Below are 19,450 nucleotides of genomic sequence, written 5' to 3'. Positions count from 1 at the left end.
GTAAACTCCTCAGGCCGCTTCAGCGCGCACTTCGCGAACCACGATCGTGAGGTTCGCAAAGGGCTTCAGGATGCGCGCGCCGCGACCGCGGGCACGGGCGTGGAAGCGCTTGAGCACCAGCGCCTTGCCGACGAAGGCCTGGGAGACGACGAGATCGTCCACGTCGAGATCGTGGTTGTTCTCGGCGTTGGCGATCGCGCTCTCCAGGCACTTCTTCACATCGCGGGCGATGCGCTTGCGGGAGAATTCGAGATCGGCAAGGGCCGTATCGACCTTCTTGCCGCGGATCAACGCCGCCACGAGGTTGAGCTTCTGGGGCGACACGCGGAGCATCCGCGCGACGGCCTTCGCCTCGTTCTCGGGGAGCGCGCGGGGGGTGGCAGGCTTGCCCATCTCAGCGCCTCTTTGCCTTCTTATCGGCCGCGTGACCGGGGAAGGTGCGGGTCGGCGAGAACTCGCCGAACTTGTGACCGACCATCTCCTCGGTGACGTAGACCGGGATATGCTTGTGTCCGTTATGCACACCGAAGGTGATGCCCACGAACTGCGGAAGGATCGTGGAGCGACGGCTCCAGATCTTGACGACCTCGTTGCGGCTGCCGCCGCGGGCGGCGTCGGCCTTCTTGAGGAGGTAGCCGTCGACGAACGGCCCTTTCCAGAGGGAACGTGCCATGGCTGTTACTTCTTGCGGTTATGGCGGCTGGACAGGATGAAGGTGTCGGTCCGCTTGTTGGACCGGGTCTTCTTCCCCTTGGTGGGCACGCCCCAGGGCGTGACCGGGTTCCGGCCGCCCGAGGTACGACCCTCGCCGCCGCCGTGCGGGTGATCCACCGGGTTCATGGCGACGCCGCGAACGTGCGGACGCTTGCCGAGCCAGCGGTTACGGCCGGCCTTGCCCAGCGAGATGTTCATGTGGTCCGGGTTCGACACCGCACCCACGGTCGCAAAGCACTGACCGTGCACGAGGCGCTGCTCGCCCGAGTTCAGGCGCAGCGTCACGTAGCCCTGGTCGCGTCCGACGATCTGAGCGTAGTTGCCGGCGGAACGGGCGATCGCGCCGCCCTTACCGATCTTCAGCTCGACGTTGTGGACGATGGTGCCCACCGGCATGGAGCCGATCGGAGCCGCATTGCCCGGCTTCACGTCGACGCTGTCACCGGCGATCACCTTGTCACCCGGCGACAGGCGCTGGGGGGCGAGGATGTAGCTCTGCTTCCCATCGGGGAAGGTGATGAGCGCGATGAACGCCGTCCGGTTCGGATCGTACTCGATCCGCTCCACCGTCGCGGGAACGTTGAGGTTCTCGCGACGCTTGAAGTCGACGTTGCGCAGGACCCGCTTATGACCACCGCCGCGGAAGCGGACGGTGATGCGGCCCAGGTTGTTGCGGCCGCCCGAGGAGCTCTTGCCCTCGGTCAGCGCCTTCACCGGCTTGCCCTTGTAGAGCTCACGGCGATCGACGAGCACGAGCTGGCGCAGGCTCGGCGTGACCGGTTTGAATGTCTTCAAGGCCATCGGCTTGATCCTAACGCTTCAAGTCTCAGAGGCCGGTCGTGACGTCGATCGTATCACCCTCGGCGAGGGTCACGATCGCCTTCTTCACGTCCGAACGCTGCCCGCGCTGCCCGCGGAAGAACTTCTTCTTGCCCTTGGTCGTGAGCGTGTTCACGCCCGTGACCTTGACGTCGAACAGACGCTCGACCGCTTCCTTGATCTGCGGCTTGGTGGCCTTCGGGGCAACCCGGAAGACGACCTTGTTCTGCTCGGTGAGGTTGGTCGCCTTCTCCGTGATCACGGGGGAGACGATGATGTCGTAGTGGCGCGGATCGGCACTCATTTGAAACGCTCCTCCAGCGCATCGACGGCGGCGCGCGTCAGCACGAGCGTGTCGCGGCGCAGGATGTCGTAGACGTTGATGCCCTGGACGGGCAGCACATCGATCTTCGGAATGGCGCGGGCGGCGCGGCCGAAGTTCTCGTCCACTTCAGAGCCGCCGATGATCAGCGCGCTCGACAGACCGAGCTTCTCGAAGCGCTCGATCATGGCCTTGGTCTTGTGGTTGTCGACCTTGATGTCGTCGACGACGATCAGGGTCGAAGCCTTGGCCTTGGCCGAGAGGGCGTGCTTGAGCGCCAGAGCGCGGACCTTCTTGGGAAGGTCGTGGCTGTGGTCGCGCACCACCGGACCGAAGGCCCGGCCGCCACCGCGGAACTGCGGAGCGGAGGCAGCGCCGTGACGGGCGTTGCCGGTGCCCTTCTGCTTGTACAGCTTCTTCGACGTGCGATCGACGTCCGAGCGGTTCTTGACGGCGTGCGTGCCGGCGCGCCGCTTGGCGAGCTGGTAGCGCACCATCCGCTGAAGGATGTCGGCGCGCGGCTCGAGGCCGTAGATCGCCTCGTTGAGCTCGACCGAGCCGGCGGAGCCGCCGTCGAGCGTGGTGATATCGAGTTTCATCACGCGTTCTCCTCGGACGCCGGAGCCTCGGGGCCGCCTCGACCTGGGACGCGCCAGCAGAGCCGTTCTCACGGAACTTGCCCGGCAGCGGCACATCGGCCGGCAGCTTACGCTTGACCGAGTCGCGAACCTGGATCCAGCCGCCGGCGACACCGGGGACGGCGCCTTCGACGAGGATGAGGCCGCGCTCCGGATCGGTGCGGACGACCTTGAGGTTCTGCGTGGTCACACGCTCGACACCCAGGTGACCCGGCATCTTCTTGTTCTTGAAGGTCTTGCCCGGATCCTGACGGCCACCGGTCGAACCGATCGAACGGTGGGAGATCGACACGCCGTGGGTGGCGCGCAGACCGCCGAAGTTCCAGCGCTTCATACCGCCGGCGAACCCCTTACCCGTGCTGGTGCCCGTCACATCAACGAACTGGCCCGGGATGAAGTGGTCGGCCGTGATTTCGGCACCGACCGGGATCAGCGCGTCCTCGGACACGCGGAACTCGGCGAGCTTCTTCTTGGGCTCGACCTTGGCGACCGCGAAGCGGCCGCGCTCGGCCTGCGACACGTTCTTTACCTTGGCCTTGCCGACGCCGACCTGGAGGGCGACGTAGCCATCCTTCTCAGTCGTGCGGTGTGCCACAACTTGGCACTGATCAATCTGGAGCACAGTGACGGGCACATGCTCGCCAGCGTCTGTAAAGACGCGGGTCATGCCGACCTTCCGTGCGATGACGCCTGAGCGCATAGGTCTCTCCCTCGCGCGATGAAACGGTAAGCTCTAAATCCGACGCGGACTTAGAGCTTGATCTCCACGTCCACGCCAGCGGCGAGGTCGAGCTTCATCAGCGCGTCCACGGTCTGCGGCGTCGGGTCGACGATATCGAGCACCCGCTTGTGCGTGCGCATCTCGAACTGCTCGCGCGACTTCTTATCGATGTGCGGCGAACGGTTCACCGTGAACTTCTCGATATGGGTCGGCAGCGGGATCGGGCCCCGGATCTGCGCGCCGGTCCGGCGCGCGGTCGAGACGATTTCCTTGGTGGACGCATCGAGGATGCGGTGATCGAACGCCTTAAGGCGAATGCGGATGTTCTGACCGTTCATGACCTGACCTCGGCGGAAACGTTGAGGAGCGGGCGCGAGGGCCCGCCCCTCTTACGTCCCCTGTCGATGATGCTTGCGGTTAGTCGTTGATGGCGGCGACGACGCCGGCACCGACGGTGCGACCACCCTCGCGGATGGCGAAGCGCAGCTTCTCTTCCATGGCCACCGGCACGATCAGCACCACGTCCATGGTCACGTTGTCGCCCGGCATCACCATTTCGGTGCCCTCGGGCAGCGTGCACACGCCGGTCACGTCCGTCGTGCGGAAGTAGAACTGCGGGCGGTAGTTGGTGAAGAACGGCGTGTGGCGGCCGCCCTCTTCCTTCGTCAGGATGTAGGCCTCGGCCTTGAACTTCGAGTGCGGCTTCACCGAACCCGGCTTGCACACGACCTGGCCGCGCTCCACGTCCTCGCGCTTCGTGCCGCGCAGCAGCACGCCGACGTTGTCGCCCGCCTGGCCCTGGTCGAGCAGCTTGCGGAACATCTCGACGCCGGTCACCGTCGTCGTCGTCGTCGGACGGATGCCGACGATCTCCACCGACTCACCGACCTTGACGATGCCGCGCTCGACGCGACCCGTCACCACCGTGCCGCGGCCCGAGATCGAGAACACGTCCTCGATCGGCATCAGGAACGGCATGTCGATCGGACGCTCCGGCTGCGGGATGTACTCGTCCACGGTCGCCATCAGCGCCAGAACGGCTTCCTTGCCGATCTTGGGCTCCTTGTCCTCGAGCGCCATCAGGGCCGAGCCCTTGGTGATCGGGATGTCGTCGCCGGGGAAGTCGTACTTGGAGAGGAGTTCGCGCACCTCCAGCTCGACCAGCTCCAGGAGCTCCTCGTCATCGACCATGTCGACCTTGTTGAGGAACACCACCAGCGCCGGCACGCCGACCTGACGGGCGAGCAGGATGTGCTCGCGAGTCTGCGGCATCGGGCCATCGGCGGCGGACACGACCAGGATCGCGCCGTCCATCTGGGCGGCACCGGTGATCATGTTCTTCACGTAGTCGGCGTGGCCGGGGCAGTCGACGTGCGCGTAGTGGCGGTTGGTCGTCTCGTACTCGACGTGGGCGGTCGAGATCGTGATGCCGCGCGCCTTCTCTTCCGGCGCCTTGTCGATCTGGTCGTAGGCCGTGAAGGTCGCCCCGCCCGACTCCGCCAGAACCTTCGTGATCGCCGCCGTCAGCGACGTCTTGCCGTGATCCACGTGCCCGATCGTGCCGATGTTGCAGTGCGGCTTGGTACGGGAGAACTTTTCCTTACCCATCAGGGCCTCCTAATCGTCAGTGTCGTTGATCGAGGAAGTTTGACGCGTTCGCGTCAGGCGTACTTGGCAATGACCTTGTCGGCCTCGCCGCGCGGCACTTCCTCGTAATGGTCGAACTGCATCGTGAAGTTGGCGCGTCCCTGGGAGAAGGAGCGCAACTGGTTCACGTAGCCGAACATGTTGGCCAGCGGCACCATCGCGTTGATGACGTTGGCGTTGCCGCGCATGTCCTGGCCCTGGATCTGGCCGCGGCGGGAGTTGAGGTCGCCGATGACCGAGCCGGTATACTCTTCCGGCGAAACCACTTCGACCTTCATCACCGGCTCGAGCAGAACCGATCCGCCCTTCTGCAGCGCCTCGCGGAAGGCGGCGCGGGAGGCGATTTCGAAGGCCAGCGCCGAGGAGTCGACGTCGTGGTAGGCGCCGTCGATCAGTTCGACCTTGACGTCGACCACGGGGAAGCCGGCGAGCACGCCTGCGCCGAGGACCGAGTTGAGGCCCTTCTCGACGCCGGGGATGTACTCCTTCGGCACCGCACCGCCGACGATCTTCGACTCGAACGCGAAGCCGGCGCCCGGCTCGTTCGGCTCGACCACGAACTTCACCCGGGCGAACTGACCAGTACCACCGGTCTGCTTCTTGTGGGTGTAGTCGATCTCCTGACGACGGGTCAGCTTCTCGCGGTACGCCACCTGCGGCTGACCGATATTCGCGTCGACCTTATAGGTACGGCGCAGGATATCGACCTTGATGTCGAGGTGGAGCTCGCCCATCCCGCGAAGGATGGTCTGGCCGGATTCCTGGTCTGTCGAGACCCGGAAGGACGGATCCTCGGCGGCGAGCTTCGAGAGCGCGATGCCGAGCTTCTCCTGGTCGGCCTTCGACTTCGGCTCGACGGCGATCTCGATGACGGGTTCGGGGAACTCCATCTTCTCGAGGATCACCGCGTCCTTCGGATCGCACAGCGTATCGCCGGTGCGGGTGTCCTTGAGACCGGCCAGGGCGACGATGTCGCCGGCGAAGGCTTCCTTCACGTCCTCACGGTTGTTGGCGTGCATCAGCAACATGCGGCCGACGCGCTCTTTCTTGTCGCGCGACGAGTTGATGACGTTGGCGCCCGACTCGACCTTGCCGGAATAGACCCGGCAGAAGGTGATCGTACCGACGTGGGGGTCGTCCATGATCTTGAAGGCGAGCATGGAGAAGGGATCGCTGTCGGTCGGGTGGCGAACCACCTCTTCCTCGGTCTTGAAGTCGAGGCCCTTGATCTCGCCGCGATCGGCGGGAGACGGCAGGTAATCGACGACGGCGTCGAGGAGCGGCTGCACGCCCTTGTTCTTGAAGGCCGAGCCGCACAGCACCGGATGGAAGGCACGAAGCTGCACCGCCTTGCGCACGAGCTTGCGCAGGGTCTCCTCGTCCGGCTCCACGCCGTCGAGGTAGGCGGTCATCGCGTCGTCGTCGAGCTCGACGCAGGCCTCGATCATCTTGGTGCGGTACTCGACCGCCTGATCGGCGAGATCGGCCGGGATCTCCTCCTCGGAGAAGTTGGCGCCGAGCGCCTCACCCGACCAAACGATCGCCTTCATCTTGATGAGGTCGATCACGCCCTTGAAGCTGGACTCGGCACCGATCGGCAGCTGCAGGCAGACGGGCTTACCGGCGACGCGGCCGATGATGTCGGCAACGCACTTGAAGAAGTCGGCGCCGATCTTGTCCATCTTGTTGACGAACACGACGCGCGGCACGTCGTACTTGTCAGCCTGACGCCACACGGTCTCGGTCTGGGGCTCGACGCCCTGGTTGCCGTCGAGCACGCAGACGGCGCCGTCGAGCACGCGCAGCGAGCGCTCCACCTCGATGGTGAAGTCGACGTGGCCGGGGGTGTCGATGATGTTCAGGCGCTTGTCGCGCCAGAAGCAGGTGGTCGCAGCCGAGGTGATCGTGATGCCACGCTCCTGCTCCTGCTCCATCCAGTCCATCGTCGCGGCGCCCTCATGGACTTCGCCGATCTTATGGGACTTGCCGGTGTAGTAGAGGATCCGCTCGGTCGTCGTGGTCTTGCCGGCATCGATGTGAGCCATGATGCCGAAGTTACGGTAGTCCTCGATCGCATGCGTGCGGGGCATCGGGGTCTCTCCGGGAGAAAGCGGGCTTGGAGCGCGGCCCGGTGGCCGCGCTCGACAGGCGAATTACCAGCGGTAGTGCGAGAAGGCGCGGTTGGCCTCGGCCATCCGGTGGGTGTCTTCACGCTTCTTGACCGCGTTGCCGCGGTTGTTGGCGGCGTCGAGCAGCTCGGCGGAGAGACGCTCGATCATGGTCCGGTCGTTGCGGCCGCGGGCGGCCTGGATCAGCCAGCGGATCGCGAGAGCCTGACGGCGCTCGGTGCGGACTTCGACGGGAACCTGGTAGGTCGCGCCACCGACGCGGCGGGAGCGGACCTCGATCGCCGGGGCGACGTTGTCGAGCGCGGCGCGGAACACCTCGATCGGGTTGGCGCGGGCGCGGTTCTCGACGATGTCGAACGCGCCGTAGACGATCCGCTCGGCGGTCGACTTCTTGCCCTCGTACATGATGGAATTCATGAACTTGGTCAGGACGACGTCGCCGTACTTGGCGTCCGGGATGATCTCGCGCTTCTCGGCAGAGTGACGACGGGACATCTGTTTGCTCTCAGATTAATCGACTTAAGCACCTCGCGCAGGCCGCCTTGAGCGTAAACGCCGGCGACATCCTTGCGAGGCCGTGAAAATGGCCGTCCGGAGATTCTTACTTCGGACGCTTTGCACCGTACTTCGAACGGCGCTGCTTGCGGTTCTTGACGCCCTGCGTGTCGAGCACGCCGCGCAGGATGTGGTAGCGCACACCCGGAAGGTCCTTCACGCGGCCGCCGCGGATCATGACCACGGAGTGCTCCTGAAGGTTATGCCCCTCACCGGGGATGTAACCGATCACCTCGAAGCCGTTGGTCAGGCGCACCTTGGCGACCTTACGAAGCGCCGAGTTCGGCTTCTTCGGGGTCGTGGTGTAGACGCGCGTGCAGACGCCGCGCTTCTGCGGGCAGGCGTTGAGCGCCGGCACCTTGTTGCGCGCCTTCTGCGCCTTGCGCGGCTGGGCGATCAGTTGGTTGATCGTCGGCATCCTGTGCCCTCTTCATCCGGCCGCGCAGGGCGGCCACCGTCTGAAACCTGTCGAAGCCCCTTGCGGAGCGGCCGGGCCCCGGGCGAACCCGCGGCAAAACGAATAGCGCCAGAGGCCGATCAAGGCCTTTGACGATGGTGAGGCAGAGGATCACGCCGTGAACGACGCGTTCTTACCCGCTGATCTGACGAATACGTCAGGGTGTGATGCCGGTATCGGTCTGACGACGGTCGCCGAAGCCCCTGGCCTCGACCCGAAAGCGACTCTCGATCCACCGGAGTGGCGCGCTTCTACGCGGGGTGGCCGGGCCCGTCAATGCCCGGAGAGGATAAAGTTCGATGAACGGGCGTCCGATCTGCGTTCCGGACGGTGATCGGCGGCTCGGCTGTTATTCGGCCGCGCTGGGCAGGCGGAACGCGTCGATTCCGCGCCGATCCGGGTTGATTTCGGCCAGCGCCCGCTTGGCGGTTTCCAGCGGATGCTCGGCCTCGATTCGCACCGAGCCGAGATCCGGGCTTTTGTAGACAGTGACGACGGTGTCCATCACTTCCGTCAGCGTCGTGCGCTTGTCCTCGGGCGCGGCGATGAGGAGCTGCAGGCCCCAGGCGCGGAAGAGATCGACCAGCGACTGGCTGTTGCGCACGTCGAGTTTCGAGAAGGCTTCATCGAGAAGGCAGAGGCCGAGGCCCGGCGTCTCGTCGCCGGGGCGATCACCGGGATAATAGGCCGAGGCCATGGAGGCGGCGATCGCGACGTAGAACGGCGCCTGCGCCTCGCCGCCCGACCCGCGCAGCGCCCGGCTCGACAGGGTGGTGCGGTTGCCCGCCCGGTCGCGCATGCCGATCTCGTAGACGAAGTAGTTGCGGTAATCGGCCAGCCGCGCCGCGTTCTCCTCGCCCTCGATCAGCGCCGTGATCTCGGCGAGTGCGGCCGCGAGCGGGCTGTTATCCGGTCCGCCCTCAGCGCCATTGTCGGGGCTAGGCAGCACCGCCTGCGCCGCGTCGGGCGAACGCGCGACTTCGGTGGCGAGCGCGTGGACGGCGGCGTAGCGGCGGTCCACCTCCGCCTCGAAGGCATAGGTCTGGCCGGTGAAGGTCTGCGACGCCAGCCGCTCGTTGAGGGCGTCGAGCCGGGCACGCATCCGCTCGAACTTGTCGGCGAGCCGGGTCAGCAGATCCTCGGTCATCAGGCGGCGCATCTCGGCCTCCGCCCGGAGCGACTGGTCGCGGTAGCGGCGCAGTTCGTGCCCCGCCACCTCGTCGCGCTCGCGGGTCGCCCAGGCATAGCCGAACGAGGCCGGCTGCTCGCCCGAACCGAGCGGGTTCTCGACGCGCCACGCGGCGCAGTACTCGGCAAGATCCCGCTCGGCGGCGCGGCCCTGGTTGCGCACGCTGTCGGCGGCCTCGCGGGCGGAGGCCCGGGCCTGCGAGGCCAGCGACGCCAGCGCCTTGGTGTCGAGCGCGGCGCGGTCCGCCCGTGCCGCGGCGATCCCGGCCACCGTGTCCGGTACGTCGGCGGGAACGGTGCCGGTGAGGCGGATGCGGACGGTGTCGCCGGAGGTCCAGCGCTTGAGCGCCGTGCGGTAGGCCAGGAACGCGGCGCGCGCCGCCTCCCTCCCTTGCGCGACACGGGCCTTCAGTCCGGCCTCCTCCGCGAGTGCGGCGTCGCGTTTGGGCTCCAGCACCTGCACGAGTTCGGTGAGATAGGCCGAGCGCTCCTTCTGAAGCTCCTTCAGCTCCGCCTCGATCACGCCGGCATCGGCGCGGGCGACGGTCTCCTGCTCGGTGGAGAGGCTGCGGCGGCGGCCCTCGATGGCGTCGGCCTCGGCGCGCAGAGCCTCGAGATCGATCGGCGCTTCCGCCAGTCGGCTCCGCAGCAGCGCGGCGATCCGGGCGGCCTCGCGCATCACCGTGGCCTCGGCCCGCAGGGTCCGCGCCTCCTCGCGCGCCTCGTCGAGGCGGCGGCGGGTCTCGGCGGTGGGCCCGCGCTGGCCGCGGGTCATCATCAGCGGCACGGGGCGCACGACCGAATAGGCCATGCCCGAAGTCGAGCGCCCGCTCGGCGCCACGGCGCGGCTCATGTTCCGGAGTGCCGCATCGTCGGGCGCGAGATCGTAGCCGCCGAGCCGCGCGGCGAGGAAGGCCTCGGCGTGGTCGCTGTCGGTCTCGATCAGGCCCATCGGCCCGTCATCGAAGCGCCGCGCGGCGCGCCGCGCCGTATCAGTGGTCTTTACCAGGAGACAGCGGAAGAACTGGTTTTTTCGGGACTCGAGCAGGGCGAAGGCGCGGTCCAGCCGGTCGGGCTCGACCACCAGGGCCTCGCGGGCGCGGCCGAGCAGGCCTTCGAGGGCCGGGCCCCATTTCGGATCGACGATCTCGGCGAGTTCGCAGATCGGCGCCGCCTCGATGCCGAGCCGGCCCAACTCCTCGCGGAACGCCTCCGTGTCGGAGGACAGGCGTGCCGCCGAGGAACGGCCGGCATTCACCTGCCCATCGAGGCCGCGAACCTCGTTCTCGCGCTCGCGGGCCTTGAGGGCGAGGTCTTCCGCTTCCTCTTCCAGGATGCCGGACACGTCCGGCATCTGCGCGAGCCCTTCGAGCAGACCTTTCAGCGGCCCATCGACCCGGAGAATGTCCTCCGGCGGCGCCTCGCGGCGCAGCCCCGAGCGGGCGCAGGCCTCGACGATGCGCGCCGCCTGAAGATCGATCCGGCGCAAGGGACCGGCGATGGCGCTGAGGCGGCCGGCATCCTGCACGAGGCCGACGATCCCGGCGAGGCGGTTGGTCAGGTCGCGCCGGTCGCGGGCGACCATGGCGAGACCGGCATGGGAGGCCGCGAGCCGCGCCTCCGCCACGCTGCCGACGATGAGCGCCTTGCGCGCGGCGATCTCGGTGTCGATCTCGCGCACGAAGCCCTGGCTCGTCGCCACGCTTTCGCGGGCGATGCGCAGGCGCTCCGATGTCTCGGCGAGCAGGCGGCGGGCCTCGGCGTGGTCGAGGATGCGGCGGCGCAGGTCCGCACCGGCGGCACGCATCTCGTCGAGGGCGGCGGTGAGGCTCGCCCGCGCCCAGCCCTCGTAGCGCGCGCAGATGCGCGAGAGGTGGGCGAGGCGCTTCTCCAGCTCCTCGATGGTCTCCAGCAGGCGCCGCCACGTCTCGATCGACTGGCGGATGCGGGCGACATCGAGCGGCTCGGCCTCCAGCACGAAGCTGCGCACGAAGGCGCTGGTGTCGAAGATCGGCTTGAACGCCACCGCATTGGAGAAGGTGCGTAGGAACTGGCGCGGATCGGGCACGGCCGCCCCCTCGCGCAGGGTCGCCAGCACGGCGGCGGTGAAGCGCTCGCCGGAGGTGCGAAACTCCTCGAACGTGTCGGCCCGGCGGCGAAGATCCGCGGCGATCTCGGCCCAGGGCGCGACGAAGCTGCCCTCGCTGGTCTCGCGCACGTAATCGGCGATCTCGAAACGGTGGCCGATGGCGATGAAGCGCGAAAGCGTCTCCTCCTTCGGCTCCTCGGAGCGGGCGGCAAGCGCCAGCCCGACCGTGACGATGCGGCCGCTCGCGGGGTTCTCGAACACGAGCGCGATAAGCGTCTCGCAGGCCTCGCGCGTCGGGCGCCCGCCCTCGGCCGGGTCGCTGATCCAGCCGAGGCAGTAGTCGCGCACCGTGCGTGCACTGCGGCCCGAGGCGGAGGCGTTGAGCGCGAGCCGGCTGGCATTGTTGCCGGCCAGCACCGTGCCGACCGCGTCGAAGATCGTCGACTTGCCCGCCCCCGTGGGACCGACGAGCGCCGCCGCGCCCCGAATCCGGATCTGCTCGCGCCGGATGAGGTACCAATTCGAGATCGCAATGTCGGTGAGGCGGTACACCAGCCCGGCCGCTTATCCCGAGGTTGAACGAGAGACAGCGCAATGGACGCTACGCCGCGTACACGCAAGGGCGGGATCGCGGCGGGCCGCGGGCGCCGCCCGATCGGCACAATCTGAGGATGCCCAACCGTCGCAGCACGACCGATCCGAGCGGCCGACGGCATCGATACAGCAATCACCGACCCGTGATTTGACGGGGCCGCGTCGATCCGAGACCACAGCCACTCGGCTGAGCGTCGGGCCCCGACGCCCGAAACAACTGTCGCAGATCTCCTGCAACGGCAGGTTCATAAAGCCCGTTCGATTACTGCCTTTCAACGCTCCCTGCGTACTCTGACACATACGAGAAACACTGATTTTGACGCATACCCAATACGATCCGTGCCATACGGTAAATTGCGCTCTCCGACCGTCCAGAACTCCGATCGTTGAAATGTCCGCCCGCCGTCCACGCCTGACTTACGGTGTTCTGTTTATTGTCGCCTCGATTGTTCTATGGGGCACGGCATCGTGGGTTGCAGGCGGTATCATCTGGGTCTGAGACCGGCTCAGACGTCTTTCCTGCAAGCGATATAGCCTCCCACAACATAACCACCCTGCAACGCGCAGAGGGAGGCGGCGATCATCAGCAGGTCGGCCAGCACCAACTGGCCACTGTAGAAGTGATAAATGATCCGCGCGATGATGACAAAGAAACTCGCGACAGCAAGCATCCCCCAGTGATAAAACATGCCGATCAGTATACCGGCAATAACGAGAAGCGGGATCGCTAGCACGGGATCATGACCCTATCCTGCCGGATCGGCATCTGAGAGCCTTTTTGACGGAATCTTTCCTTAGGTTACCGCCGGGGCCGACCGCGCACAAAGGGTCACTTGGCTTAAAACTAGGCGAATTCTGCAGGTTCCCCTTTATCGAACGGCATCGTTAACGGACCGGTCACCCTAAGGTCGGGCGTCCGGCCAGGAAGGCATCAGCTTGGTGCCGCTGCGTATCGATCCGCAGATCCGCGTATCCGGCGGTCGTCGGAAGGGCCTAGGCTGTCCCCCCGCGCCACTCGTTTGTCCGCGATTGCGCCGAAGACGAGCCTTTCGCCCGCCGCCGCGGCATCGGCGACACCCTGGTCGAGGCCAGCATCGGCTTCGCCCGCGAGACGAACTTATGCCCGCCACGGCTTCGCCTGCGACGAGACAGCGACCCATACCGGCTTCGGTAGGCCGGTCGAGGGTGAAACCTGGATGCTGCCCTTAGGCGAGACGGGGCAGGCACTGGGACAAGCACCGGAGCACGCCACGTGACGGGGGCGATGCCCCCGCCACATCGGTTATGTCACGCCGAGCCCCCGATCCCCGCTCCGGACAGACCCTCTCGCGGGAAGCTTAGCCGCCAAAATTCTTGGCGAGCCACGCCCCGGAGGCGGCGAGATCCGCCTGGGACAGTCCGTGCCCGGCCGGGTTGACCGTGTGGGTCACCGCCGCGCCCGCTTGCGCGAGGCGCGCGGCGAGCCGTTCGGCATTCTCGGCCGGCACGATCGGATCGAGAGTGCCCGAGAGCAGCAGCACCGGGCGGCCGGCGAGGTCGGCCGGCGGGCTCTCGGCGAGCGGCACCATCGCCCGCAGCAGAACCGCCCCGGCCAGCACCTCCGGGTGCAGGAGCAGGGTCGCCGCGGCGATGTTGGCCCCGTTCGAGAATCCGACCGCCACCGGCGCGGCGAGCCCGTAGGCCGCCCGCGCCTGTGCGACGAAGGCGGCAAGGTCGCCGGCCCGGCGGCGGACATCCGCCTCGTCGAACACGCCTTCCGCGAGACGGCGGAAGAAGCGCGGCATGCCGTTCTCCAGAACCGGCCCGCGCGGCGAGAGCAGCGCGGAGCCGGGCGAGAGCGCGCGGCCGAGGGAGAGCAGGTCGTTCTCGTCGCCGCCCGTACCGTGCAGCAGCAGGAGCGGCGGCGCACGCTCGTCGGTGCCGGGCTCGAAGCGGTGGATGAAGTCGAAGGTGACGCCGTTCGTCATGGCTGTCTCCGTTCCGTCTGGGGAGGGTGCGGCCGCCCGGATGGGATCCGGGCGGCCGCGAAGGTGGGCGGTCGGTTCAGGCGACCTTCGGCAGCACCGCCTCGATCCGCCCGCGATGCGGCTCAAGGAAGGGCGGGAGCTTCAGCGCGGTCCCGAGTTCCGCCACCGGCTCGTCGATGGCAAAGCCCGGCGCGTCGGTCGCGATCTCGAACAGCACGCCGCCCGGCTCCCGGAAGTAGACCGAGCGGAAGTACTGCCGGTCGCGCTGCTCGGTCACGGACAGGCCGTGCCGATCGCTCAGCCGCTCCGTCATCGCTGCCTGCGCCGCGTCGTCGGCGGCACGGAAGGCGATGTGGTGGACCGAGCCCGCCCCCTGCCGGCCGGGCAGGAAATCGCCGACCGCCCGAAGCGTCACGAACTCGCCGAGGCCCGCCCCGCTCGTCAGCCGGATCTGGCTGCCCTCGCGGGCGGCCTCCGTAAAGCCGAGCACGTCGGTGAGGATCGCGGCGGTCGCCTCCGCCCCGCGCAGGAGCAGGGTGACGCCGTGGAAGCCCCGGATCGCGGTCTCGGGCGCAATGCCCTCGGAGGTCCAAGCCGGCTCGGCCTCCGCCCCCTCGACGCCGACGAGCGCCAGCGGCATCCCATCGGGATCGCGGAACCGCAGCACCGTCTCGCCGAAGACCGTTACCGGCGCCTCATGCGGGACGTTCAGCGAAACGAAGCGGTGCGTCCAGGCACCGATCGCCGCGCGCGGCACGCGGAAAGCGGTCTCCGACACCTGCCCGATGCCGACGCGGCCGGGGGCCGCCTGAGCGATCGGGAAGAAGGTGAGGATCGTGCCGGGCGCGCCCGCTTCATCGCCGAAATACAGGTGGTAGGTGCCCGGATCGTCGAAGTTGACCGTCTTCTTCACCAGCCGCAGGCCGAGCACGCGGGTGTAGAAGTCGATGGTGCGGGCCGTATCGCTCGCAAACGCTGTGACGTGGTGGATGCCGTGCGCGCTCATGGTGCGGGTCTCCTGTTCGAGAGGATCGCCGCGGGATCCGTGTCCGGGCTGCGATCGGTGTGAGCGCAATCTGGCCCTTGCCTGCTCGCCTGAAAATGGAAACGATTGAAACGCATCGTTTCCGGATTTGAGCCATGGCGAAACTTCCCGATTTTGAGGCCTGGGCCGTGTTCGCGGTGGTGGCCGACGCCCTCTCCTTCGCCCGCGCGGCCGACGAACTCGGGCTGTCGAAGGCGACCGTTTCCAAAGCGGTGGCGCGGCTGGAGGGCAGGCTCGGCGCGCGGCTGTTCCATCGCACCTCCCGCCGCCTGGCGCTAACCGAAGCCGGCCGTCTGGCGCGCGAGGACGCGGCGGGGCTGCTGGCCGCGGGCGAGGCGGCGGAGGCCCGCGCGCTCGACGCCAACGGCGTTCCGCGGGGCCGAGTGCGGCTCGCGGCCCCCATGTCCTTCGGGGTCGCCCATGTTGCGCCGGTGCTGCCGGAATTCCTGGCCGCGCACGCGCAAGTCTCGGTCGATCTGCACCTGTCGGACGCGTTGGTCGATCTCGTCGGCGGCGGGTTCGATCTCGGCCTGCGCATCGCCGCCCTGCCCGATTCCTCGCTCCGGGTGCGGCGGCTCTGCGGCGTGCGCCGCTCGCTCGTGGCCACGCCTGCCTATCTCGAACGCCACGGACCACCGCAGCATCCGGAGGATCTGAAGGCGCGCGCCTGCCTCGGCTACGCCTACCTGCCGACGCCGGACCGCTGGCCCTTCACCAACGCGGCCGGCGAAACCGTCACGATCGTGCCCGAAGGCCCGCTGCGGGCCAACAATGCCGACGCCCTGGTGCCGGCCCTGCGCGCCGGGCTTGGCCTCGCGGTGCAGCCGGATTTCACGATCTGGGAGGATCTGAAGTCGGGCCGCCTGGAGCGGGTGATGCCGGACTGGCAGCCGCCGCCGATCGCCCTCAACCTCGTGATGCCGCCCGGTCTGCCGCGGCCGGCCCGAGTCTCGGCGCTGATCGCCTTCCTGGAACGGGCCTTCTCCACCGCGCCCTGGGCGCAGGAAGAGAGTCAGACGCCCCTTCCCTCCCCGGCGGAGGCCCAGGCGCGGACCTGATCCATCCAGGCATCCGGCGAGAGCACGGTGATGCCCGGCATCACCATCAGCGGCGTGACCCGCTCGGCCCGGTCGCGCTCGCCCAGCCGCAGGGCGCCCTTGCGGGCGAACAGGCGCAGGATCTCGATCAGGCGCGCCTCGTCCGGGGGCTCGGTGCGGGCAGCGGAGCGGATCGCGTCGGCGATGTCGTCGGTGGTGCATTCCACCGTGCCGTCGGTGGAGACGCGGTGGTCGCGCAGGCCCTCCTCGTAGGCGAGCCGGAGCGCCAGCAGCACCAGCGTCTCATCCTTGCGCAGGCGCTCGCCCTGCGCGTCGTGGCGCACGCCGTCGGGCGGCAGGGCGAGGAACACCATCTGGTCGCGGTGGGCGACCTCGAAGCGGTAGCCGAGGCAGGCGAAGTAGTCGCGGAAGAACGGCGCGTAGTGCCGGGCGAGTTCGTAGGAGCGGCCGATGCCGGTGGTCGCGGCGTAGATGCACTGGCTCTTCAGCATCACCTGAAGCGCGCGGGTCAGCTCCTCCTCGCTCGGCGCGGCGCTGCCGGGCGGGGGCGTCTCCTCGCCGTCGAGGATCGCACGGAAGGGTTCGAGCATCGGGTTGTCCGTTCAGCCTGCTTTGCCGGCTCCGCGCCGGGCGGCGGGGGGCGGTATGCGCTCGATCATGAAGTCCGGGCAGTCGAGCCAGCCGTTGGAGACGCGGCCCTCGATCCGGGCGACGCGGTAGCGGCTGCGCAGGACGCCGTCGAACAGCACGTCGATCTCGCGCAGGCGCTGGAAGACGACGAAGGCATCGACGTCATCGACCTGGATGTCCGAGCCGCGCAGGGCCTTCACCTGGGCGAGCCGGGCGTCGAGATAGGCGACGATGCGCTCCGGCGTCACGGTGATGCGGCGGCGGAATTCGTCCTTGGCGGCGATGAACGCCTCGATCGCCGGATCGATGTCGATCTCCGGCAGCGGCTCATACTCGATGATCCGGCGCGGCATGCGCGGATTCGTGAGCTGCGGCGGGCCGATCGGCGGGCGCAACAGCGAGATCTGCGGCAAGGGCAGGCCGGCGAGGTCGTCCTCGCCCGCGCCGACCGCGCGGAGCGCCGCCGCCGCCCGCTCGATCCGGGCAGAGTCGCGCGGATCGCGGTAGCGGAGCGCGGCCGAGATGCGCCGTTCCAGCCGAGCGACCACCTCGGCCACCGCATCGAGATGCGGATCGAGGCCCTCGAAGATCGAGAGGATCTCGACGAGATCGGTGCGCACCATCCGCTCGGCCGCGGTGATGTCGGCGGCGCGGCCCTCGCGCAGGTTGCCGTCGGCCAGCGCCCTGAGCGTCAGCGGATCGCGCAAGGCGCGCCCGGCCTCGCGCACGATGCCGGAGCGGAAGCGGAACGGATTGAAGCGGGTGTGCAGCGTCCGGTAGTCGGAGACGAGGTGGCGCTCGACGAACTCTTCGAAGTAGAGCCGGAAGGCCGCACTGAGATCGGGCTCGCGCAGGATGCGCTCTTCGAGCTTGCGCATGGCGCCGGCCAAGCCGCGCAGGTGGCCGAGGAAGGTGCGCGAGGCTTTCGCCGCGTTGCGCAGGGCTTCCGAACGGTCGGCGGGGCTGGCGATGGCGCTCTCCAGCGCGCTCAGGACTTCGAGCACCGCGCCGCCGTAGGAGCGGGTCTCGCCGCGCTCGATCCGGGCCAGTTCCTCGATCAGCAGCCGCGCGTCGGGGTCGAAATCGACCACCGGCACGTAGCGCTCGCGCCGCTCCACCAGCCAGCCCGCCTCGATCAGCCGCCGGAACACCGCCGAGCGCCGCTCGATCGGATCGACCGGCGTCGCCTCGTCGTCGGCGATCTCGGCCTGGCTCCAGCCGGCGGAGAAATCGCCGATGGCGGCCAGCAACTCGCTCTTGCGCAGGGGCTCGGCGGCATCGCCGAACACGCGGGCATGCAGGTGCAGCAGCAGGGCCGCGTTGAAGGCGCGGCTCGGCGAAGCGAGCGGTCGGAAGAGGTCGTCGGCGAGATGAGTGAACAGCATGATGGGACGGGCGCGACCACAACCCGCTCGGGCGCCGCCGGTCAATGCTCGCGCCGCTCTATCCCCCCTTGATCCCTGATTGATCCCTTCTTGCATCGACCGCGGCATGCATCCGTTGTCTCGACAGACGCCGCCCGATGGATTCCAAAGAAATGCGCATCGAAACTGTCTTCCTGTTCGATCTCGACGGCACGCTGGTCGACAGCGTCTACCAACACGTCCTCGCCTGGAAGGAGGCGCTCGACACGGAGGGGATTCCGCTCTCGGTCTGGCGCATCCACCGCAAGATCGGGATGAGCGGGGGCCTGTTCACCAACCAGCTCCTGCGCGAGACCGGGCTCGCCATCGATCCGGATCGGATCGACCGGCTGCGGCGACTGCACGCGGAGGCCTATGGCCGGCTGTCGAAGGGCGTGGTGCCGCTGCCGGGCGCCAGGGAACTGCTCGCCACGCTGACCGAGAACCGCATCCCCTGGGCCATCGCCACCAGCGGCCGGATGGAGACCGCCGGCCACAACCTCGTGGCGCTCGGCGTCGATCCCGAACAGGTGCCGGTGGTGACGCGGGACCTCGTGAAATACGCCAAACCCGATCCGGACCTTTTTCTCGCCGCCGCCGCGCGGCTGAACGCACCGATCGAGCACGCGGTGATCGTCGGCGATTCGATCTGGGACATGCTGGCGGCCCGGCGCTGTCGCGGGCTCGGAGTCGGCCTGCTCTCGGGTGGATACGGCACGGAAGAGCTCGAACGCTCCGGCGCGGTCAGGGTCTACGACGACCCCGCAATGCTTCTGGAACACCTCGACGAAGTCGGCGGCCGACGCTGAGCGCTGAGCGCGCACTATGGCCAAGGCTAAGCCGAAGATCCGCTGCGCCCGGCCCCGGTCACGGGTCTGCAATCTGACCCTGACGATTGGATGAACGGCCCCTTGCACCTTCGTTCATGCGACAGGACGTAGCGTGAGCTTCGGCACATCGGGAGTGAACCGAATCCAGGCCGTACCCGTTGGGGTGCCAATGGATCGATGATCCACCCTTTTCGGAGAGACGTCATGAAGAAGCTTGCGATTCTGTCCGCCGTGGCCGTCCTCGGCGTAGGCGCCCTGTCCTCCACCGATGCCGAGGCCCGCTGGCGCGGCCGTGGTGGCGGCGGTGGCGCGATCGCGGCCGGCGTCATCGGCGGACTCGCGGCCGGCGCGCTCGTCGGTGCGGCCGCCTCGAATGCCTACGGCTACGGCGGCTATGGTGATGGCTACGGTTACGGCGGTGGCTACGGCTATGCCCGCCCGATCGCCGGTTACGGGTATGGCTATGCCCGTCCCGCCTACGGGTACGGCTACCGCAACGTCGGCTATTACGATGGCGGCTACTACGCGCCGCGTCGTGCCTACGGCGGTTATTCCTGGGGCGGACCGGCCTACGATTACGGCTACGGCTGGTAAGTCTTTCAGGCCTGACAGCCTCTCATAACGAAATGGCCGCGCCCCATCCG

General features: G+C 68.0%; 19 protein-coding genes and 1 pseudogene. 3 read left to right on the top strand and 17 right to left on the bottom strand.

Annotated features, from left to right (window positions below):
* Window positions 1-9 precede the first annotated feature (9 nt).
* The 15 genes and pseudogenes from rplV to MSPGM_RS10890 all read right to left on the bottom strand — a co-directional run bounded on the left by rplV (window position 10) and on the right by MSPGM_RS10890 (window position 14,846).
* Window positions 10-393: a 50S ribosomal protein L22 gene (rplV, locus tag MSPGM_RS10960; RefSeq protein WP_003597100.1), complete on the bottom strand. Its 384-nt coding sequence runs from the start codon at window positions 391-393 to the stop codon at window positions 10-12.
* A 1-nt stretch (window position 394) separates the two neighbouring features.
* On the bottom strand, window positions 395-673 hold the full coding sequence (rpsS, locus tag MSPGM_RS10955) for a 30S ribosomal protein S19 (protein WP_003597098.1): 279 nt from the start codon (window positions 671-673) through the stop codon (window positions 395-397).
* A 5-nt stretch (window positions 674-678) separates the two neighbouring features.
* A complete protein-coding gene (rplB, locus tag MSPGM_RS10950) occupies window positions 679-1,515 on the bottom strand; it encodes a 50S ribosomal protein L2 (RefSeq protein WP_003597096.1) in 837 nt (278 codons plus the stop codon).
* Between the two features lie 25 nt (window positions 1,516-1,540).
* Complete coding sequence (locus MSPGM_RS10945) at window positions 1,541-1,837, bottom strand: 50S ribosomal protein L23 (RefSeq protein WP_003597094.1); 297 nt, start codon at window positions 1,835-1,837, stop codon at window positions 1,541-1,543.
* Window positions 1,834-2,454: a 50S ribosomal protein L4 gene (rplD, locus tag MSPGM_RS10940; protein WP_003597092.1), complete on the bottom strand. Its 621-nt coding sequence runs from the start codon at window positions 2,452-2,454 to the stop codon at window positions 1,834-1,836. The genes MSPGM_RS10945 and rplD overlap by 4 nt, the downstream gene beginning before the upstream one ends.
* A pseudogene (gene rplC / locus MSPGM_RS10935) lies at window positions 2,454-3,193 on the bottom strand (50S ribosomal protein L3). Before rplC ends, rplD begins: the two are co-directional and overlap by 1 nt.
* A gap of 50 nt (window positions 3,194-3,243) precedes the next feature.
* Window positions 3,244-3,552 (bottom strand): 30S ribosomal protein S10, encoded by a 309-nt coding sequence (gene rpsJ, locus MSPGM_RS10930; protein ID WP_003597088.1) that lies wholly within the window; start codon window positions 3,550-3,552, stop codon window positions 3,244-3,246.
* A gap of 79 nt (window positions 3,553-3,631) precedes the next feature.
* Window positions 3,632-4,822, bottom strand: coding sequence for an elongation factor Tu (gene tuf, locus MSPGM_RS10925; RefSeq protein WP_012253644.1), 1,191 nt, complete (start codon window positions 4,820-4,822; stop codon window positions 3,632-3,634).
* Window positions 4,823-4,875: 53 nt separating this feature from the next.
* Window positions 4,876-6,951, bottom strand: coding sequence for an elongation factor G (gene fusA, locus MSPGM_RS10920; RefSeq protein WP_004447767.1), 2,076 nt, complete (start codon window positions 6,949-6,951; stop codon window positions 4,876-4,878).
* A 63-nt stretch (window positions 6,952-7,014) separates the two neighbouring features.
* Window positions 7,015-7,485 carry a 30S ribosomal protein S7 gene (rpsG, locus tag MSPGM_RS10915; protein ID WP_004447768.1) on the bottom strand — a complete coding sequence of 157 codons (471 nt, stop codon included), beginning with the start codon at window positions 7,483-7,485 and terminating at the stop codon, window positions 7,015-7,017.
* 106 nt (window positions 7,486-7,591) lie between these two features.
* Window positions 7,592-7,963 carry a 30S ribosomal protein S12 gene (gene rpsL, locus MSPGM_RS10910; RefSeq protein WP_004447775.1) on the bottom strand — a complete coding sequence of 124 codons (372 nt, stop codon included), beginning with the start codon at window positions 7,961-7,963 and terminating at the stop codon, window positions 7,592-7,594.
* 388 nt (window positions 7,964-8,351) lie between these two features.
* Complete coding sequence (locus MSPGM_RS10905; RefSeq protein ID WP_012752779.1) at window positions 8,352-11,831, bottom strand: SbcC/MukB-like Walker B domain-containing protein; 3,480 nt, start codon at window positions 11,829-11,831, stop codon at window positions 8,352-8,354.
* Window positions 11,832-12,379: 548 nt separating this feature from the next.
* Window positions 12,380-12,607: a hypothetical protein gene (locus tag MSPGM_RS10900; RefSeq protein ID WP_003606927.1), complete on the bottom strand. Its 228-nt coding sequence runs from the start codon at window positions 12,605-12,607 to the stop codon at window positions 12,380-12,382.
* A 603-nt stretch (window positions 12,608-13,210) separates the two neighbouring features.
* A complete protein-coding gene (locus tag MSPGM_RS10895; RefSeq protein ID WP_012752777.1) occupies window positions 13,211-13,840 on the bottom strand; it encodes an alpha/beta hydrolase in 630 nt (209 codons plus the stop codon).
* A 76-nt stretch (window positions 13,841-13,916) separates the two neighbouring features.
* Window positions 13,917-14,846 carry a ring-cleaving dioxygenase gene (locus tag MSPGM_RS10890; protein ID WP_003607433.1) on the bottom strand — a complete coding sequence of 310 codons (930 nt, stop codon included), beginning with the start codon at window positions 14,844-14,846 and terminating at the stop codon, window positions 13,917-13,919.
* 134 nt (window positions 14,847-14,980) lie between these two features.
* Between MSPGM_RS10890 and MSPGM_RS10885 the strand changes: the two genes are divergently transcribed.
* Window positions 14,981-15,943, top strand: coding sequence for a LysR family transcriptional regulator (locus MSPGM_RS10885; RefSeq protein WP_012752776.1), 963 nt, complete (start codon window positions 14,981-14,983; stop codon window positions 15,941-15,943).
* Here the strand turns inward: MSPGM_RS10885 and MSPGM_RS10880 are convergent.
* A complete protein-coding gene (locus MSPGM_RS10880; RefSeq protein WP_003605190.1) occupies window positions 15,898-16,533 on the bottom strand; it encodes a DUF4194 domain-containing protein in 636 nt (211 codons plus the stop codon). The genes MSPGM_RS10885 and MSPGM_RS10880 overlap by 46 nt on opposite strands.
* 12 nt (window positions 16,534-16,545) lie before the next feature.
* Window positions 16,546-17,958 carry a Wadjet anti-phage system protein JetA family protein gene (locus MSPGM_RS10875; protein WP_003605191.1) on the bottom strand — a complete coding sequence of 471 codons (1,413 nt, stop codon included), beginning with the start codon at window positions 17,956-17,958 and terminating at the stop codon, window positions 16,546-16,548.
* A gap of 152 nt (window positions 17,959-18,110) precedes the next feature.
* Here MSPGM_RS10875 and MSPGM_RS10870 point away from each other — a divergent pair, with 152 nt between their 5' ends.
* Window positions 18,111-18,785 (top strand): HAD family hydrolase, encoded by a 675-nt coding sequence (locus MSPGM_RS10870; RefSeq protein ID WP_003605193.1) that lies wholly within the window; start codon window positions 18,111-18,113, stop codon window positions 18,783-18,785.
* A 225-nt stretch (window positions 18,786-19,010) separates the two neighbouring features.
* Window positions 19,011-19,400 carry a hypothetical protein gene (locus MSPGM_RS10865; protein ID WP_261926373.1) on the top strand — a complete coding sequence of 130 codons (390 nt, stop codon included), beginning with the start codon at window positions 19,011-19,013 and terminating at the stop codon, window positions 19,398-19,400.
* Window positions 19,401-19,450 lie beyond the last annotated feature (50 nt).

The sequence above is a fragment of the Methylorubrum sp. GM97 genome (genome assembly GCF_024347855.1).
In the GTDB taxonomy this organism is placed as follows: domain Bacteria; phylum Pseudomonadota; class Alphaproteobacteria; order Rhizobiales; family Beijerinckiaceae; genus Methylobacterium; species Methylobacterium extorquens.
The sequence above is the reverse complement of the archived record's forward strand: the minus strand, read 5'-3'. Positions and strand labels throughout refer to the sequence as shown.

Excerpts from the sequence above, each read along its gene's own strand:
- rplV (WP_003597100.1), bottom strand. The coding sequence starts at position 393 with ATGGGCAAGCCTGCCACCCCCCGCGCGCTCCCCGAGAACGAGGCGAAG.
- rpsS (WP_003597098.1), bottom strand. The coding sequence starts at position 673 with ATGGCACGTTCCCTCTGGAAAGGGCCGTTCGTCGACGGCTACCTCCTC.
- rplB (WP_003597096.1), bottom strand. The coding sequence starts at position 1,515 with ATGGCCTTGAAGACATTCAAACCGGTCACGCCGAGCCTGCGCCAGCTC.
- MSPGM_RS10945 (WP_003597094.1), bottom strand. The coding sequence starts at position 1,837 with ATGAGTGCCGATCCGCGCCACTACGACATCATCGTCTCCCCCGTGATC.
- rplD (WP_003597092.1), bottom strand. The coding sequence starts at position 2,454 with ATGAAACTCGATATCACCACGCTCGACGGCGGCTCCGCCGGCTCGGTC.
- rpsJ (WP_003597088.1), bottom strand. The coding sequence starts at position 3,552 with ATGAACGGTCAGAACATCCGCATTCGCCTTAAGGCGTTCGATCACCGC.
- tuf (WP_012253644.1), bottom strand. The coding sequence starts at position 4,822 with ATGGGTAAGGAAAAGTTCTCCCGTACCAAGCCGCACTGCAACATCGGC.
- fusA (WP_004447767.1), bottom strand. The coding sequence starts at position 6,951 with ATGCCCCGCACGCATGCGATCGAGGACTACCGTAACTTCGGCATCATG.
- rpsG (WP_004447768.1), bottom strand. The coding sequence starts at position 7,485 with ATGTCCCGTCGTCACTCTGCCGAGAAGCGCGAGATCATCCCGGACGCC.
- rpsL (WP_004447775.1), bottom strand. The coding sequence starts at position 7,963 with ATGCCGACGATCAACCAACTGATCGCCCAGCCGCGCAAGGCGCAGAAG.
- MSPGM_RS10895 (WP_012752777.1), bottom strand. The coding sequence starts at position 13,840 with ATGACGAACGGCGTCACCTTCGACTTCATCCACCGCTTCGAGCCCGGC.
- MSPGM_RS10890 (WP_003607433.1), bottom strand. The coding sequence starts at position 14,846 with ATGAGCGCGCACGGCATCCACCACGTCACAGCGTTTGCGAGCGATACG.
- MSPGM_RS10885 (WP_012752776.1), top strand. The coding sequence starts at position 14,981 with ATGGCGAAACTTCCCGATTTTGAGGCCTGGGCCGTGTTCGCGGTGGTG.
- MSPGM_RS10880 (WP_003605190.1), bottom strand. The coding sequence starts at position 16,533 with ATGCTCGAACCCTTCCGTGCGATCCTCGACGGCGAGGAGACGCCCCCG.
- MSPGM_RS10875 (WP_003605191.1), bottom strand. The coding sequence starts at position 17,958 with ATGCTGTTCACTCATCTCGCCGACGACCTCTTCCGACCGCTCGCTTCG.
- MSPGM_RS10870 (WP_003605193.1), top strand. The coding sequence starts at position 18,111 with ATGCGCATCGAAACTGTCTTCCTGTTCGATCTCGACGGCACGCTGGTC.
- MSPGM_RS10865 (WP_261926373.1), top strand. The coding sequence starts at position 19,011 with ATGAAGAAGCTTGCGATTCTGTCCGCCGTGGCCGTCCTCGGCGTAGGC.